Source organism: Sulfitobacter sp. NFXS29 (assembly GCF_040148765.1).
Lineage (GTDB): Bacteria > Pseudomonadota > Alphaproteobacteria > Rhodobacterales > Rhodobacteraceae > Sulfitobacter.
On the sequence record NZ_JAGDED010000003.1, the window covers coordinates 113,709 to 128,168 of the forward strand.

17 protein-coding genes are annotated in these 14,460 nt (G+C 61.6%); 5 read left to right on the forward strand and 12 right to left on the reverse strand.

All coding sequences use genetic code 11. From position 1 onward, the window contains the following. The first annotated feature begins 109 nt into the window (after positions 1–109). Positions 110–1,792 (forward strand): acyl-CoA dehydrogenase family protein, encoded by a 1,683-nt coding sequence (locus J3456_RS07185; protein ID WP_349579536.1) that lies wholly within the window; start codon positions 110–112, stop codon positions 1,790–1,792. A gap of 67 nt (positions 1,793–1,859) precedes the next feature. Further along, complete coding sequence (locus J3456_RS07190; protein ID WP_349579537.1) at positions 1,860–2,252, forward strand: META domain-containing protein; 393 nt, start codon at positions 1,860–1,862, stop codon at positions 2,250–2,252. On the opposite strand, the gene recO is transcribed toward J3456_RS07190, so the two are convergent. The 12 genes from recO to folK all read right to left on the reverse strand — a co-directional run bounded on the left by recO (position 2,236) and on the right by folK (position 11,735). Continuing rightward, positions 2,236–2,958: a DNA repair protein RecO gene (recO, locus tag J3456_RS07195; protein ID WP_349579538.1), complete on the reverse strand. Its 723-nt coding sequence runs from the start codon at positions 2,956–2,958 to the stop codon at positions 2,236–2,238. The genes J3456_RS07190 and recO overlap by 17 nt on opposite strands. Next, complete coding sequence (locus J3456_RS07200) at positions 2,958–3,287, reverse strand: DUF1491 family protein (protein ID WP_349579539.1); 330 nt, start codon at positions 3,285–3,287, stop codon at positions 2,958–2,960. The genes recO and J3456_RS07200 overlap by 1 nt, the downstream gene beginning before the upstream one ends. A 15-nt stretch (positions 3,288–3,302) precedes the next feature. Next, complete coding sequence (gene era / locus J3456_RS07205; protein WP_342849867.1) at positions 3,303–4,211, reverse strand: GTPase Era; 909 nt, start codon at positions 4,209–4,211, stop codon at positions 3,303–3,305. Then, on the reverse strand, positions 4,208–4,894 hold the full coding sequence (rnc, locus tag J3456_RS07210; protein ID WP_259946506.1) for a ribonuclease III: 687 nt from the start codon (positions 4,892–4,894) through the stop codon (positions 4,208–4,210). The genes era and rnc overlap by 4 nt, the downstream gene beginning before the upstream one ends. Continuing rightward, on the reverse strand, positions 4,891–5,727 hold the full coding sequence (gene lepB / locus J3456_RS07215; RefSeq protein WP_349579540.1) for a signal peptidase I: 837 nt from the start codon (positions 5,725–5,727) through the stop codon (positions 4,891–4,893). Before lepB ends, rnc begins: the two co-directional genes overlap by 4 nt. A 132-nt stretch (positions 5,728–5,859) precedes the next feature. Then, positions 5,860–6,264: a holo-ACP synthase gene (acpS, locus tag J3456_RS07220; protein WP_349579541.1), complete on the reverse strand. Its 405-nt coding sequence runs from the start codon at positions 6,262–6,264 to the stop codon at positions 5,860–5,862. Between the two features lie 145 nt (positions 6,265–6,409). Continuing rightward, complete coding sequence (locus J3456_RS07225; protein WP_349579543.1) at positions 6,410–6,853, reverse strand: PA2169 family four-helix-bundle protein; 444 nt, start codon at positions 6,851–6,853, stop codon at positions 6,410–6,412. Between the two features lie 113 nt (positions 6,854–6,966). Continuing rightward, the gene (locus J3456_RS07230) at positions 6,967–7,719 is read right to left on the reverse strand and encodes a pyridoxine 5'-phosphate synthase (protein WP_349579544.1); all 753 of its coding nucleotides are present in this window, start codon (positions 7,717–7,719) and stop codon (positions 6,967–6,969) included. Positions 7,720–7,818: 99 nt separating this feature from the next. After that, complete coding sequence (locus J3456_RS07235) at positions 7,819–8,475, reverse strand: DUF2062 domain-containing protein (RefSeq protein ID WP_349579545.1); 657 nt, start codon at positions 8,473–8,475, stop codon at positions 7,819–7,821. Between the two features lie 37 nt (positions 8,476–8,512). Then, the gene (locus tag J3456_RS07240; RefSeq protein ID WP_349579546.1) at positions 8,513–10,663 is read right to left on the reverse strand and encodes a RelA/SpoT family protein; all 2,151 of its coding nucleotides are present in this window, start codon (positions 10,661–10,663) and stop codon (positions 8,513–8,515) included. 36 nt (positions 10,664–10,699) lie between these two features. Then, positions 10,700–11,053 carry a DNA-directed RNA polymerase subunit omega gene (rpoZ, locus tag J3456_RS07245; protein ID WP_067264606.1) on the reverse strand — a complete coding sequence of 118 codons (354 nt, stop codon included), beginning with the start codon at positions 11,051–11,053 and terminating at the stop codon, positions 10,700–10,702. A 73-nt stretch (positions 11,054–11,126) separates the two neighbouring features. Next, a complete protein-coding gene (gene folK, locus J3456_RS07250) occupies positions 11,127–11,735 on the reverse strand; it encodes a 2-amino-4-hydroxy-6-hydroxymethyldihydropteridine diphosphokinase (RefSeq protein WP_349579548.1) in 609 nt (202 codons plus the stop codon). A 123-nt stretch (positions 11,736–11,858) separates the two neighbouring features. On the opposite strand from folK, the gene J3456_RS07255 reads away from it, so the two are divergent. The 3 genes from J3456_RS07255 to ispH all read left to right on the forward strand — a co-directional run bounded on the left by J3456_RS07255 (position 11,859) and on the right by ispH (position 14,415). Next, positions 11,859–12,413 carry a LabA-like NYN domain-containing protein gene (locus J3456_RS07255; RefSeq protein ID WP_259946512.1) on the forward strand — a complete coding sequence of 185 codons (555 nt, stop codon included), beginning with the start codon at positions 11,859–11,861 and terminating at the stop codon, positions 12,411–12,413. Between the two features lie 253 nt (positions 12,414–12,666). Next, positions 12,667–13,404: a helix-turn-helix transcriptional regulator gene (locus tag J3456_RS07260; RefSeq protein WP_349579549.1), complete on the forward strand. Its 738-nt coding sequence runs from the start codon at positions 12,667–12,669 to the stop codon at positions 13,402–13,404. 60 nt (positions 13,405–13,464) lie between these two features. Beyond that, entirely contained in the window at positions 13,465–14,415 is a 951-nt protein-coding gene (ispH, locus tag J3456_RS07265) for a 4-hydroxy-3-methylbut-2-enyl diphosphate reductase (RefSeq protein WP_259946515.1), read from the forward strand. The last annotated feature ends 45 nt before the right edge of the window (positions 14,416–14,460 follow it).

Below are 14,460 nucleotides of genomic sequence, written 5' to 3' on the forward strand. Positions count from 1 at the left end.
GCCGAAAATACGCGCGCAAGATTAAAACAAAATGCTGCGGTTAAACGTATCTTTGTTGTGCTGCGACTGCGAAGGGTCTATGTCTTTCCCAAGCAAGAAAGGACAGCTCATGGCACATGATGGTCAGGATATGACGATGCATAGCGTAATTCTCGACGATCTGATCGGGCTCACCGGCGCGGCGCTGCCGCCGTTGGATCGGCTGCTGGAAACCGCCACCGCCGCCGTCCGTGCGCAGGTAAGCGAGGGGGATCGCGTTTCGGCCAAGCTGATCGAGGCCAACCAGACCGCCGCCCACGGGCTCGCGTGGCTCGCCACCTATGTCCAAGCGCTGCGACAGATGCAGCTTTGGGCCGAACGGTTGCAGGATGACGGGCGCTTTGGCGAGGTTGAGCAACTGCTGCACCAGATCGGCTTTGGCGAATACCTTTGCCAGATGCGCGGCGGTATTCAAATGAACCAAGGCGAGATACTGCGCCTGCAAGATTTGGGGCTGAGTGCCGAGGATGAGGCCACGCTCGACGCGCCGTCGATCACTACCCTGACCCGCAGCGGCAACACCCAAGCCGCGCGCAGTCGTCTGGTGGAACTGATGCAAGAGCGCAGCGCCGATGTGACCTTTGGCGTCAGCGGGCTTGATGAAGAGCTTGAAATGATCCGCGACCAGTTCCGCCGCTACGCGGTCGAAAAGGTCGAGCCCTTCGCCCATGACTGGCATCTGAAAGACGAATTGATCCCCATTGAGGTGATCGAAGAATTGGCCGAAATGGGTGTTTTCGGCCTGACCATTCCCGAAGAATACGGTGGTCTGGGCCTGACCAAAGCGTCGATGTGTGTGGTCAGCGAAGAACTGTCGCGCGGCTATATCGGTGTCGGCTCGCTCGGCACCCGGTCGGAAATCGCGGCGGAACTGATCCTCTGCGGCGGCACCGACGCGCAGAAAGAAAAATGGCTGCCCCGCATCGCCAGCGCCGAGACTTTGCCCACGGCCGTTTTCACCGAGCCGAACACCGGGTCGGACCTCGGCAGCCTGCGCACCCGTGCGGTGAAGGACGGGGACGACTACAAGGTCACCGGCAACAAGACTTGGATCACCCATGCCGCGCGCACCCATGTGATGACACTGCTGGCGCGGACCGACCCTGAAACGACAGACCACCGTGGCCTGTCGATGTTCTTGGCCGAAAAGACCCCCGGCGACGATGCCAATCCCTTCCCCACCCCCGGCATGACCGGTGGAGAGATTGAGGTTCTCGGCTACCGCGGCATGAAGGAATACGAACTTGGCTTCGACGGTTTTGAGGTGAAGGGCGAGAACCTGCTCGGCGGCGAAGAGGGGCGCGGCTTCAAACAGCTGATGGAGACGTTTGAATCGGCCCGCATCCAAACCGCTGCGCGTGCCATCGGCGTGGCGCAATCGGCGCTCGATATCTCGATGCAATACGCCCAAGACCGCAAGCAATTCGGTAAGGCGCTGATCGACTTCCCCCGCGTGTCGGGCAAGCTGGCGATGATGGCGGTGGAACTGATGGTCGCGCGTCAGTTGACCTATTACAGCGCCTTTGAAAAAGACGCCGGGCGGCGCTGTGATGTCGAAGCAGGCATGGCGAAACTGCTCGGCGCGCGGGTCGCTTGGGCCGCCGCCGACAACGGGCTCCAGATTCACGGCGGCAACGGTTTCGCGCTGGAATACAAGATCAGCCGGGTGCTTTGTGACGCGCGGATTCTCAACATCTTTGAGGGTGCGGCGGAGATCCAAGCGCAGGTTATCGCGCGGCGGCTGCTGGGCTAACGCGCCGGGGTTGCAAGCGCTGCCGATGTCGAGGACATAGGCGGCGTTTCAACCCAAAGGACAGCCCATGCGCAGCTTTTTGATCCTCGCCGCCCTCAGTGCCCTACCGCAATGCCAAGGGGATGAAACCGTCCGCGCCTACGGGGCGGGCGACAAGACGTGGACCTTGGTGGAGTTGGACGGCACCTCCTTCGATGCCCGAGCCACGCTGACCTTCCCCGAGACCGGCAAAATCGCCGGAGAAGCCCCCTGCAACGCTTATAGCGCTGCAATGACGGCGCCCTACCCGTGGTTCGACGCGGGCCATATCGCCGCCACGCGCCGCGCCTGCCCAGACCTCGCGGCAGAGGCGGCGTATCTGAAAGCCTTGGGGGATGTGACGCTCTCGGACGTGTTGGGCGACACGTTGATCCTGTCGGATGACAGCGGCGAGCGGCTGGTGTTCAAAGCCGCCGACTAAAAGCGTCGATAAACCGCGCCCGCGCCTCGGGCAGCGGTTTGCCCCCCAGATCGCGCGCCAGATGCGCGGTCAGGAAATGGCCCGTGGTCACCAAGCCCTGCGCGATCTCCGCGTCACTGCCCGCGCCCCCACGCAGAACCGCAGGCAGGGGCAGCAGCCGATCCGCCCACTCCCCCGCGCCTTTGGCCGATACCGCGCGGCCCGTTTTGGGTGAGACATAGATCAGTTCTTCGCTCACCCCGGTCACTGCGCAGCTTTCCAGATCGAGTGCATAGCCCATTTCTTCCAGCAGGCGCAGTTCCCATTTCAGATAGGCCAGTGGCCAGACATCCCCCTGCCCCAGCATATCCAAGAGCGTCTCGGTGCGCAGGTAAAGCGCGGGATGCGGTTCGCGCTCGGGCAGGCAGAAGGACAGGAGCGCGGTCACCGCATTCAGCCCGGCCAGCGCCAGACGGTCCTGCATGGCCACCGCGGCACGGCTGCGCAAAGGCTCGACGGTGAAGGCCCCGATGTGATCCTCCAACCGCGCGCGCCATGCTAGATCAAGCTGCGCGCCGGGCTGTAGGCTGGGGGCGATCTTGCGGCTGGTGCCGCCACGGACGATGCCCGCGTGACGGCCTTGGGCGGGGGTAAAAACCTCGATGATCGCCGAAGTCTCGCCATGTCGCCGCGCGCTCAGCAGGATGCCCTGATCGCGCCATTCCATCAGGTGAGCCCCGGTTCGTCCAACAGGTGGCGGCCCTGCCGGTCTTCGACTTCGATCACCCAGAGGTCCGGGTCAAAGCTGCGTTGGCGGACGACGGTGGCGTCAACCTCGGCCTCGTCGCCCGAAGCCAGCTCAATCCACTTCCGGTCCCCGGTCATCAGATCGAAAGAGCGTTGAAACAGCACCGCTTTGCCGTCCAGCGTCGCCAGTTTCACCAGCACCGCGCCGCCAGTGTCATCACCATGTGCCACAACAAACGCCGGGATATCCTGCAAACGCAGCCGGGTGAGATAGGCGTCGACCCAGAAGCGCGCGGTCAGACGCGCCATGGCTGGCCTTTACGCTCAGTCGTTGCCATCTTTGAAATCCAAGCCCATCTCGGAATAACGCTCAGCCTCTTCCAGCCAATTGGCACGGACCTTGACCTGCAAGAACAGATGCACCTTGCGGCCAAGGAACTCTTCAAGCTCTTCGCGGGCAGCTTTGCCCACGGCTTTGATCGTTTCGCCCTTGTTGCCCAGAACGATGCCCTTGTGACCATCGCGGATCACATAGACCAATTGGTCAATCCGGGCGGAGCCATCGGGGCGCTCTTCCCAGTTCTCGGTCTCGACCGTGAGCTGATAAGGCAGTTCCTGATGCAGACGTAGGGTCAGCTTCTCGCGGGTGATCTCGGCCGCGATGTTGCGCATCGGCAGGTCGGCGATCTGGTCTTCGGGATAGAGCCACGGGCCTTCCGGCACCTCTCCGGCCAGCCATTGGCGCAACGTGTCGATGCCGTGGCCGCGCTCGGCGGAGATCATAAAGGTTTCGGTGAAGTCAAACCGCGCGTTCATCTTCTCGGTCAGGCCCAGCAGCACCGGCGCCTCGACGCGGTCGATCTTGTTGATCGCCAGCGCCACGCGGCGGCCTTTAGCGATGTTGCCAAGTTCCTCAAGAATGCGCTCGACACCCTCGGTCATGCCGCGGTGCGCCTCGATCAGCAGCACGATCACATCGGCATCCGCAGCCCCGCCCCACGCGGCGGCAACCATCGCGCGGTCCAAACGGCGGCGCGGCTGGAACAGACCCGGCGTGTCGACGAAAACAAGCTGCGTCTGGCCCTCCATCGCGACACCACGGATGCGGGCACGCGTGGTTTGCACCTTATGCGTCACGATCGAGACTTTGGCCCCCACCATGCGGTTCAGCAGCGTGGATTTGCCCGCGTTGGGCTCTCCGATCAGGGCGACGAATCCGGCACGGGTGGTCATGAGTTCTTCTCCAATTGCCGCAGCAGCGTGGTGGCGGCGGCCTGTTCGGCGGCGCGTTTTGAGGGCGCGGTGGCGGCGGCTTCGGCCCCGTTGTCCAACCGCGCGGTAATGGTGAAAACCGGCGCATGGTCAGGGCCGCTGCGGTCAGTCTGGACATAGCGCGGCGGGGTCAGCCCGCGCGCCTGTGCCCATTCCTGCAATGCGGTTTTGGCGTCGCGCGCGTCTTCTTTAACCGTCTTCAGCCTGTCGCCCCAGAGGCGCAGCACCAGCGCCTTTGCCGCGTCAAATCCGCCATCCAGATAGACGGCGGCGATGACCGCTTCGATCGCATCGCCCAAAAGCGCCTGTTTGCGCCGCCCGCCCGAAATCATCTCAGACCGGCCCAGTTTCAGCACCTTGCCCAGATCGATCTCACGCGCCACATCGGCGCAGGTTTCCTTGCGCACCAATGCGTTGAACCGCGGGGCCAACTGCCCCTCGGTCGCGCCGGGATCCAGCGCCAGAAGCGCCTCGGCCATGACGAGGCCCAGCACCCGGTCGCCCAGAAACTCCAACCGCTGGTTGTCATCGCGGTTGGCCGAGGACATGGAGGCATGGGTCACGGCGCGCACCAGCACGTCCGGCGTGGCAAAGTGATGGCCGATCCGCGCCTCGAAGGCTTTGAGGTCTCCGCTCAGCTTCATCTGACAGCTTCGAAGAAACGGTCGCTGCGCCATGTCCAGAAGAACAGCATCGAACGCCCAGCAGAGCTGAACATGATGCGATCCGCGCGGCCAATGAGGTTCTCAAACGGCACGAAACCCACGCCACCTGCGCGCTGCGCCAACCGGCTGTCAGCAGAGTTGTCGCGGTTGTCGCCCATGAAGAAGTAATGCCCCTCAGGCACGGTATAGACGCCGGTGTTGTCCGACTGTTGGTTGGTGATGTTCAATATCGGGTACGAGACGCCATTAGGCAATGTTTCGATCTGGCGGCTTTTGACGCAGGTGCCGCCTTGCCCAACGGGGCCGTTTTCGCAACGCGGGCGAAGTTGCTGTGGGCCTTGCGGGGCCATGACCTCTTCAAAGGTGCCTGCGTCTTCGACTTGGACCGGGGTGCCATTCAGACTGATGACACCGTTTTGGATCTGCACCTTGTCCCCCGGCAGACCGATCAGACGTTTGATGTAGTCGCGGCCCGATACGGGGTGACGGAAGACCACCACATCGCCGCGCTCAGGCTCGGACCCGAAAAGCCGATCGTTGTCGCCGTCGAACACACCGCAGACATCCTTGGCGTCGATCTCTATCCCGACCCCGGGGAGCATCAGACTGGGGCAAGACGCGTAGGAATAACCGTAAGCCATTTTGTTCACGAAAAGGAAATCGCCGATCAACAGCGTCTCTTTCATCGACCCCGAAGGAATCCAGAAGGGCTGGAAGAACAGGGTCCGAAAGACACCCGCGATCAGCAGCGCCCAGAAGATTGTCTTGATGGTTTCGACAAAGGCGTTGCCGGTTTTTTCCTTAGCGGCCATGCGGCGCTCCTGACATATCGGTTTGGGGTTACATGCGGGGCCGTGCGGGCCAAGTCAAGGGAAGCAGGGCCGGATCGGCCTGCCCCGCGTGCATATGACGCGAAACGGCGGGGCGCGCCAGTCTGAGCGGTCTTAATCGGCAAGGGGGCGCGCTTCGATCACGACAAAGGCCTGCGCCCAGGGGTGGTCATCGGTCAGGGTGACATGGATGATCGCCTCATGCCCCGGCGGAGTCATCGCGGCCAGACGATCGGCGGCCCAGCCGGTCACTTCCATCACGGGCTGGCCGGTGCGCAGGTTGCTGACCGCCATGTCGCGCCATGCAATGCCCATGCGCAGCCCGGTGCCAAGCGCCTTTGAACAGGCCTCTTTCGCGGCCCAGCGTTTGGCGTAAGTTCCCGCGACATCGCGGCGACGCTCGGCCTTGCGCTGTTCGACGTCCGTAAAAACACGATTGCGGAAACGATCGCCAAAGCGGTCGATCGTGCCTTGGATACGCTCGATATTTGCCAGATCAGTGCCGATGCCGAGGATCATTGAGTGCCATTCTTGTCGCGTGACGGGGCCGATGCGCCCTTTGTCGCCAATAGATCATGCGCCGCTGCCGAGGAAAAGCAGCAATACGACGCGAAAACGCCGCCCCGCGGAACGGGACGGCGTTAAACTCGAGATGTCGCGCAGCTTATGCGACGGCGTGGCGGGCCTTCTCGGCTTTCGCCTCATCGATGGCGCGCTGCACGGCGGCGCGCTGCTCGGTCAGGAACTCATAACCGGGGCGGCCAGCGGTGGCTTTGATCGCGTCGTCGTAGTTTTCGACCAATGCGGATTCGCCGTTGATGATCTCGTCATAGACGGCTTCCGCATCGCCTGTGACCGCATCGCGCAGTTTCAGCCAACCACGGTGGGCCGATGCAGCGGCGGAGCCTTCTTCGGAGACATCCACGCCGTCGACGCCCAACTGGCGGTGCAACTCGGTGTGGAACTTCTCGCGCTCGGCGATACGCTGGTCGAAGAAGCCGACAAATGCCGCCTCATCCGAGACCTGCTTGCGGGATTCACGATAGCCGTCGCGGCTGTCGATCAGGCGGGTGTGGAGTTTCTTCAGTGTGTCGATATGGTCGCTCATTGGTGCCTCCTTAGGTTTGTTAACCAGTCTGGCGGCCCAACGCAGTCAAAGCCGTTTTGGGTCCAGAAGAAGGCATCCTTTGAGTGATTTTCCGCCACCGAAGACCGGCGGGCTCAGGCTTCGCGGGCCTCATCCATCAGGCGGCGCATCTCGGTTATGGCGGGTTCCAGCCCGAGGAATATCGCCTCTCCGATCAGGAAGTGCCCGATGTTGAGTTCGCGCACCTCTGGAAAGGCGGCGATGGGGGTCACCGTGTCATAGGTCAGCCCGTGTCCGGCATGAACCTCAAGCCCGAGGGAAGCTGCGAAACTCGACATCTCGCGCAGCTTGTTGAGCTCAACGTCCGCCTCGTCCCAACGGCCTTCGGCGAAGGCATCGCAATAGGCGCCGGTGTGCAGTTCGATCACCTCTGCGCCGATGCGATTGGCGGCTTCGATCTGCGCAGGCTCGGCGGCGATGAAGATCGACACCCGGCTGCCCGCCTCGCGCAGGGGCGCGATGAAATGGGCGAGCTTGTTCTCCTCGCGGGCGACTTCCAAACCGCCTTCCGTGGTGCGCTCTTCGCGCTTTTCGGGCACGATACAAACAGCGTGTGGCTTATGACGTAGGGCAATCTTTTGCATCTCGTCAGTGGCGGCCATTTCAAAGTTCAGCGGGACGGAAAGCACCTCCATCAACCCTTCGATATCGGCGTCAGAGATATGCCGCCGGTCTTCGCGCAGATGCGCGGTGATGCCATCGGCGCCAGCCTTTTCCGCGATCTTTGCCGCGCGCAGCGGGTCGGGATAGGCGCCGCCCCGGGCGTTGCGCACGGTCGCCACATGGTCAATGTTCACGCCCAATCTCAGCTTTGGTTGATCCGCCATCTCGATTCCCCTTGCATCACTTGCCCGACCATAGGTCGGAAATTCCGCCAACCCCATAGGGGGAAGCGGTTTTTCCGGAAAATTGATGCCCTGAAAGCCTCAGTCCGCGTGGCGCTTGGCCTCGGCCTTTTGCGCCGCCTTATGCTTGAGCGCCTCGAACTTGGCCTTGATCATACCGCGGCGTCGCTTTTGGTAAGCCCGCAGCACCGGCACCGAGATATAATATGCGATCGTGGCACAGATCATCCCCGGCAGTATTCCCCCGATCAGATAGGGGTAGAAGACCTGATGGAAAAAGGCGGTCAGCCCCGTCCAATCCATCTGGCTATCGGTAAAAATCGCAACAAAGTTCTCTTGCAGATCGCGGCCCGCATCCAAAAACTTCCCCCCGAAGGAGCGATGCTCTTTGGGGGCCACGGGCGCGCCAAGGATCCAATGCCCGGTCTGCAAAGCCGCGATGCCGATGGGGACATAGGTCAATGGGTTGCCAAAGAAGGTCGCCATAAGGGCGGCGAGGATATTGGCCCGCATCACCCGCCCGATCAGTGCCGCCACGATGAAGTGCAGACCATAAAAGGGCGTGAAGGTGGTAAAGACCCCGGCCCAGATGCCGCGCGCAATGCGCTCGGGGCTGTCGGGCAGCCGCCGCATCCGGTGTTTGACGTAGTGAAACGCACGTGTCCAACCACCCCGCGGCCACAGAAACTCGGCCAGCGCGCGCAGGGTCGGTTTCGGATCGCGGCGTTTGAAAATCAAGTCTCAGGTCCAGTATCGGCGTTTCGTCTGCGCGGGGTCAGTCGGTCTTTTCGACAGTCTTTCCCATGCTCATATTGCGGTGCCTGCTGACATCGGCGACTTCACTTTCGGCTTCGATCGTGGACATCAACGAATGCAGGTGACTTACGTCTCTGAGATCCACATAGACCACCAACCGGTAAAAGTCAGGCTTGCGCTCCACAAACTCCAAATCAGAGATATTGGCCGAGGCTTCGCCGATCAAGGTGCAGACCCGCCCCAGTACGCCCGCGCCGTTGCCGATGGTGATGTCCAGCGCGCAGGTATAGACCGCCGGGTGGCTGCCATCGTGCCAGCGCAGATCCAGCCAACGCTCGGGCTGGTCTTCGTATTCCGACAGGCGGTCGCAGTCGATTGAGTGGACGGTCACGCCCTTGCCGCGGAAGGTGATGCCGACGATCCGCTCACCGGGCAGCGGCGTGCAGCAGGGCGCGCGGTCAAAGCTCTGGCCCGGCTCCAACCCCACGACGGCGCGGCGCACATCGATCTGCTCGCCCTTTTGCGGGGCAAGATCGGGATAGACGCATTCGACCACTTCGCGGCCCGTGAGTTCGGAACTGCCAAGCCGGGCGAGCACCTCATCGGGGCCGTTGAGCCGCATGTTCTTGGCGACGGTATGCAGCACCTTATCGGTCGCTTTCTTGCCGACCTGCGCAAAGGCCGAGCGCGCCAATTCGCGGCCCAGTTTGATAAAGCGCTCGCGGTCGACCTCCCGCAGGGACCGCCGGATTGCCGACTTGGCCTTGCCAGTGGTGGCGATATCGAGCCATGTGACCTGCGGTGTTTGCCCCTGCGCGGTGGTGATCTCAATCGACTGACCGTTTTTGATCCGCGTCCAGAGCGGCACACGCATCCCGTCGACCTTGGCCCCAACGCAGGCATTGCCGATCCGGGTGTGGATCGCATAGGCAAAATCAATCGGCGTCGCCCCGCGCGGCAGCTTCACCACATCGCCTTTGGGCGTGAAGCAAAAGACCTGATCCGCGTACATCTCAAGCTTCACCGCTTCGAGGAAATCCTCGTGGTCAGTCTCAGCGTCGAACTGTTCGGTCAACTGGCTGATCCATTTGGCGGGATCAACGGCAAAGGGGTTTCGACTGCGCACACCGTCGCGGTAGGACCAATGCGCGGCGACGCCGGTCTCGGCCACGTCATGCATCTGCCGGGTGCGGATCTGCACCTCCACCCGCTTGCCATCCCGGCCCGAGACGGTGGTATGAATCGAGCGGTAACCGTTGGTCTTGGGCTGGCTGATGTAATCCTTGAACCGCCCCGGCACCGCGCGCCAGCGCCGGTGGATCGCGCCGAGTGTGCGGTAGCAATCCTCCTCAGACGCGGTGATCACGCGAAAGCCGTAAATGTCGGACAGACGGGAGAAGCTCTGCTCTTTCTCCTCCATCTTGCGCCAGATCGAATAGGGTTTCTTGGCCCGGCCAAAAACCTCGGCGTCGATATCCGCCTTTTCCAACTCGACCCGCATGTCGCCGGTGATCCGCTGGATCACATCGCCGGTGTCGCGTTGCAGGGTGATAAAGCGGCGAATGATCGACGCACGCGCCTCGGGGTTAAGCACGCGGAAGGCGAGGTCTTCCAGCTCTTCGCGCATCCACTGCATGCCCATGCGCCCCGCCAGCGGCGCGTAGATGTCCATCGTCTCCCGCGCCTTTTTGACCTGCTTGTCCGGGCGCATGGATTTGATCGTGCGCATGTTGTGCAGACGGTCGGCGAGCTTAACGAGGATGACGCGCAAGTCCTTGGACATCGCCATAAAGAGCTTGCGGAAATTCTCGGCCTGCTTGGTCTCGGTCGAGTTGAGCTGAAGGTTGGTCAGCTTGGTGACACCATCGACCAATTCCGCCACTTCACCGCCAAAGAGGCTCTGCACCTCGGCATAAGACGCTTTGGTGTCTTCGATGGTATCGTGCAGAAGGGCGGTGATGATCGTCGCATCGTCAAGCTGCTGTTCCGTGAGGATCGCAGCGACAGCGACAGGGTGGGTGAAATAGGGTTCACCGGAATGGCGAAACTGCCCCTCATGCATCCGCGCCCCGTAGTCGAAAGCGGCGCGGATCAGGGGTTCGTTGGTACGCGGATTGTAGCCTTGAACAAGAGCGATCAGGTCATCGGCAGTTATGTCGGCGCTGTTCATGCCATCTGCCTCATAGCCCCGGCCGGGGCGCGGGGGTTAGCCCTGCCCCTGTGCGGCCATCAACTGGCGCAGCAACATTTCTTCGGACATGCTGTCTTCTTCGGGCTTGTCCTCTTCGGCACCCATCAAAAGCGCCATGGCGTCTTCTTCGGGCTCGTCAACTTCGATCTGGCTCTGGTTGCTTTCGATCAGACGCTCGCGCAGGTCATCAGCCGACTGTGTTTCTTCGGCGATTTCACGCAGGGACACGACGGGGTTCTTGTCATTGTCGCGGTCGACAGTCAGCTGCGATCCGGCAGAGATCTCACGGGCGCGATGCGCGGCCAGCATAACGAGTTCGAAACGGTTCGGAACCTTATCCACACAATCTTCGACGGTGACGCGGGCCATGAAGCCTCCAATATCTCATTTGCTGCCAGAAGTGCGGTATTTAGGCCGCCTCGGGCAGATTTACAAGCCGTTATTACAGACGCCGCACGCTGGCACGATCCCGCTCAGGCAAAGCCTCAAGCAGCGCGCGGACCGGTTTCCCAAGCAGCGGATGCACCCAATCGGGGGCCACATCGGCCAAGGGCACCAGCACAAAAGCGCGGTCTTGCAAGCGCGGATGCGGCAGGATCAACTGCTCTGGCGTGCGGCCAATCTGCGCCTCAAGCGGCAAATTACGCCACATCTTGTGGGTGTTACGGTCTGGCAACACGATATCATCACAGGCCAGCAAATCCAAATCCAAAGTGCGCTGGCCCCAACGCTGCACCCGCTCCCGACCCAGCTGCGCCTCGATCCGATGCAGGACGCCAAGCGCCTTGGCCGGTTCCCAAGGCGCCTCCAGACGCGCTGCAGCGTTCACATAATCGGGCCCCGCTCCTGCGGGGAAAGCCGGAGTATGATAGAATGCACTGGTCGCGCGAATCACCGCGCCGGAGGTTTGCAGCAGCTTCAAAGCCGACTTCAGGGTTTCCTGCGGCGCACCGACAGAAGAGGCGAGGTTCCCGCCAAGCGCAATCAGGAGACTATACTTTCGTATAGGCTCTCTACTGCTTAATTCCATACCCACGGGGTCTTGCGACATTGTTAAAAAGCCTTAGTTATGCACCCTGATGTGGGGGCATCGCCAGCCGTCACGGATTTATTAATCTGCGACGATTACAACTCAAACCGGGAATACGGCGAAGCCTGCCGAAAGGATAGATTAATGTTCTACAAAGATGAGCGTTTGGCGCTTTTCATAGACGGCTCCAACCTCTACGCCGCAGCAAAGACGCTTGGCTTCGACATCGACTATAAGTTGCTGCGGCAAGAGTTCATGCGCCGCGGCAAGCTGCTGCGCGCCTTCTACTATACCGCATTGCTGGAAAACGATGAGTATTCGCCGATCCGCCCGCTTGTTGACTGGCTGAACTACAACGGCTTTTCCATGGTCACCAAACCGGCCAAGGAATACACCGACAGCATGGGCCGCCGCAAAGTCAAAGGCGACATGGACATCGAACTGGCCGTTGATGCGATGGAACTGGCACCGCGTGTCGACCATATCGTGATCTTTTCCGGCGACGGCGACTTCCGCCCGCTGGTCGAAAGCCTGCAACGCCAAGGCGTGCGTGTTTCTGTCGTGTCGACGATTCGCAGCCAGCCGCCGATGATCTCTGACGATCTGCGCCGCCAAGCCGACAACTTTATCGAGCTTGATGATCTGCGTGATGTCATTGGCCGCCCGCCGCGCGATCCGATCTCGCCCTCGCAAGACTAAGCGCAAACCGCCTTATTTCCGCCCGAAACCATGTTGCTAGCCGCAGCAGTGACTTTCTTGCGCCCGGCATCAAGGGAGCAGGCAGACGAATAACAGACCAGTGACAATGGCGTCACTGGCCTGTGAAATTTCTAAAATACCCCAGGGAAGATACAATACAGCACATGAACCCATGCGTTCCCCTTGATCCCACAGTACCCGTTCCCGTAGAAGTAGACGACCCCCCGAAAAAGGGGGGTTAAAGTGAGGGACGATGCTTTTCGATGATGCGGTGCGGCTGGAGAAGCTACAGGATGTCGGCACGCTCTGGAACGGCATTGTAGAAGCGCTGCGACAGATCGGCTTCACCCATGCCATCCACATCAGCGTCGGGGCGGATTTCAAAGATGCCCAGTTTTTATCCACCATCCCCGACCTTTACGATGACCTCCCCCCCGAGGATGACCCCTTTCTCCACCACTCGTGCAACAGCTATGAAGTTCTGAGGATCGGGCAGGCCTTCGTGCACCTCTACCCCGATGTTACCCCCTCTGAGCATTCGCTGATCGCACGCGCAGGACGGGAAGGTTTGCATGCCGCCTTTGCGGTGCCCATGCGGCTGAAAGGATCAGAACGTTTCGGCGGCTTCATCATTGGCAACTGGATGGAGGCCGAGGAATTCCAACGGAGCTTTAGCGACATAGCCGAGGATCTTCGCCTCTTTTGCCTACTGATGCACCGCCGCATCGAAGACCTGACCGGCACCGCCCCGCTGCCCCTGCCCGAGACCCCATCGGCCTTCGGCAAACTCAGCCCGCGCGAAGCCGAAGTGGTGAACCTGCTGGCCCATGGCTACACCCGCCAGCAAACCGCGCATCGCTGCAACCTCTCGATCCACACCGTCTCGGACTATGCGAAATCGGGCTACCGCAAATTGGGCATCCGCAACCGGGCGCAGGCCGCCGCCCTCGTTCACGGCACCGCGGGCGAGGCTGCGCCCAAGAAAGGCTGACGGGCTGGACGAAGCGCGCCCAAGCCCTTACCTCTGCGCCAACCGTTCGGAGACCTCGCCATGACCAACACGCCCCTGACCCTCTACCTCGCCGCGCCGCGCGGATTCTGCGCGGGCGTGGACCGGGCGATCAAAATCGTCGAAATGGCGCTCGAGAAATGGGGCGCGCCGGTCTATGTGCGCCATGAGATCGTGCACAATAAATTCGTCGTCGACGGGCTGCGCGACAAAGGCGCGGTCTTTGTCGAGGAACTGTCAGAATGCCCTGATGACCGCCCGGTGATCTTTTCGGCCCATGGCGTGCCGAAATCTGTGCCCTCCGCCGCGCAGGCGCGCAATATGATCTATGTCGATGCCACCTGCCCGCTGGTCTCCAAGGTCCATATCGAGGCGCAACGCCATGCCGATGCAGGGCTGCAGATCATCATGATCGGCCACGCGGGCCACCCTGAGACGGTCGGCACCATGGGGCAATTGCCCGAAGGCGATGTGCTGCTGGTCGAAACGCCCGACGATGTGGCCGGTGTCGCCGTGCGTGATGAGGCGCAGCTGGCCTATGTCACCCAGACCACGCTCAGCGTCGATGATACCGCCGATATCGTCGCGGCCCTTCAGGCGCGGTTCCCGGCCATCATCGGCCCGCATAAAGAAGACATCTGCTACGCCACCACCAACCGTCAGGAGGCCGTCAAGGCCATGGCGCCCAAATGCGACGCGATGCTGGTGGTGGGCGCGCCGAATTCGTCGAACTCCAAGCGGCTGGTCGAGGTCGGCGCCCGCGCGGGCTGCGCCTATGCGCAACTGGTGCAACGTGCGGACGACATCGACTGGCGCGCGCTAGATGGGATCGGCAGCATCGGCATCACGGCGGGCGCCTCGGCCCCCGAAGTGCTGATCAACGAAGTGATCGACGCCTTCAAAGCGCGCTATGACGTGACCACAGAATTGGTCGAAACCGCGCAGGAAAACGTCGAATTCAAGGTGCCCCGCGTCTTGCGCCAACCCGCCTGATTGACCGCCGCGCGCCAGCCGCCTAAACCGCGTTGAAACCGCGAC

Bases quoted from the DNA above. Each gene is read 5' to 3' on its own strand.
- J3456_RS07200 (WP_349579539.1), bottom strand. From the start codon at position 3,287: ATGGCGCGTCTGACCGCGCGCTTCTGGGTCGACGCCTATCTCACCCGG.
- J3456_RS07240 (WP_349579546.1), bottom strand. From the start codon at position 10,663: ATGAACAGCGCCGACATAACTGCCGATGACCTGATCGCTCTTGTTCAA.
- lepB (WP_349579540.1), bottom strand. From the start codon at position 5,727: ATGGCCGCTAAGGAAAAAACCGGCAACGCCTTTGTCGAAACCATCAAG.
- J3456_RS07185 (WP_349579536.1), top strand. From the start codon at position 110: ATGGCACATGATGGTCAGGATATGACGATGCATAGCGTAATTCTCGAC.
- J3456_RS07190 (WP_349579537.1), top strand. From the start codon at position 1,860: ATGCGCAGCTTTTTGATCCTCGCCGCCCTCAGTGCCCTACCGCAATGC.
- recO (WP_349579538.1), bottom strand. From the start codon at position 2,958: ATGGAATGGCGCGATCAGGGCATCCTGCTGAGCGCGCGGCGACATGGC.
- rpoZ (WP_067264606.1), bottom strand. From the start codon at position 11,053: ATGGCCCGCGTCACCGTCGAAGATTGTGTGGATAAGGTTCCGAACCGT.
- ispH (WP_259946515.1), top strand. From the start codon at position 13,465: ATGACCAACACGCCCCTGACCCTCTACCTCGCCGCGCCGCGCGGATTC.
- acpS (WP_349579541.1), bottom strand. From the start codon at position 6,264: ATGATCCTCGGCATCGGCACTGATCTGGCAAATATCGAGCGTATCCAA.
- J3456_RS07260 (WP_349579549.1), top strand. From the start codon at position 12,667: ATGCTTTTCGATGATGCGGTGCGGCTGGAGAAGCTACAGGATGTCGGC.
- J3456_RS07225 (WP_349579543.1), bottom strand. From the start codon at position 6,853: ATGAGCGACCATATCGACACACTGAAGAAACTCCACACCCGCCTGATC.
- era (WP_342849867.1), bottom strand. From the start codon at position 4,211: ATGACCACCCGTGCCGGATTCGTCGCCCTGATCGGAGAGCCCAACGCG.
- J3456_RS07230 (WP_349579544.1), bottom strand. From the start codon at position 7,719: ATGGCGGATCAACCAAAGCTGAGATTGGGCGTGAACATTGACCATGTG.
- folK (WP_349579548.1), bottom strand. From the start codon at position 11,735: ATGTCGCAAGACCCCGTGGGTATGGAATTAAGCAGTAGAGAGCCTATA.
- rnc (WP_259946506.1), bottom strand. From the start codon at position 4,894: ATGAAGCTGAGCGGAGACCTCAAAGCCTTCGAGGCGCGGATCGGCCAT.
- J3456_RS07255 (WP_259946512.1), top strand. From the start codon at position 11,859: ATGTTCTACAAAGATGAGCGTTTGGCGCTTTTCATAGACGGCTCCAAC.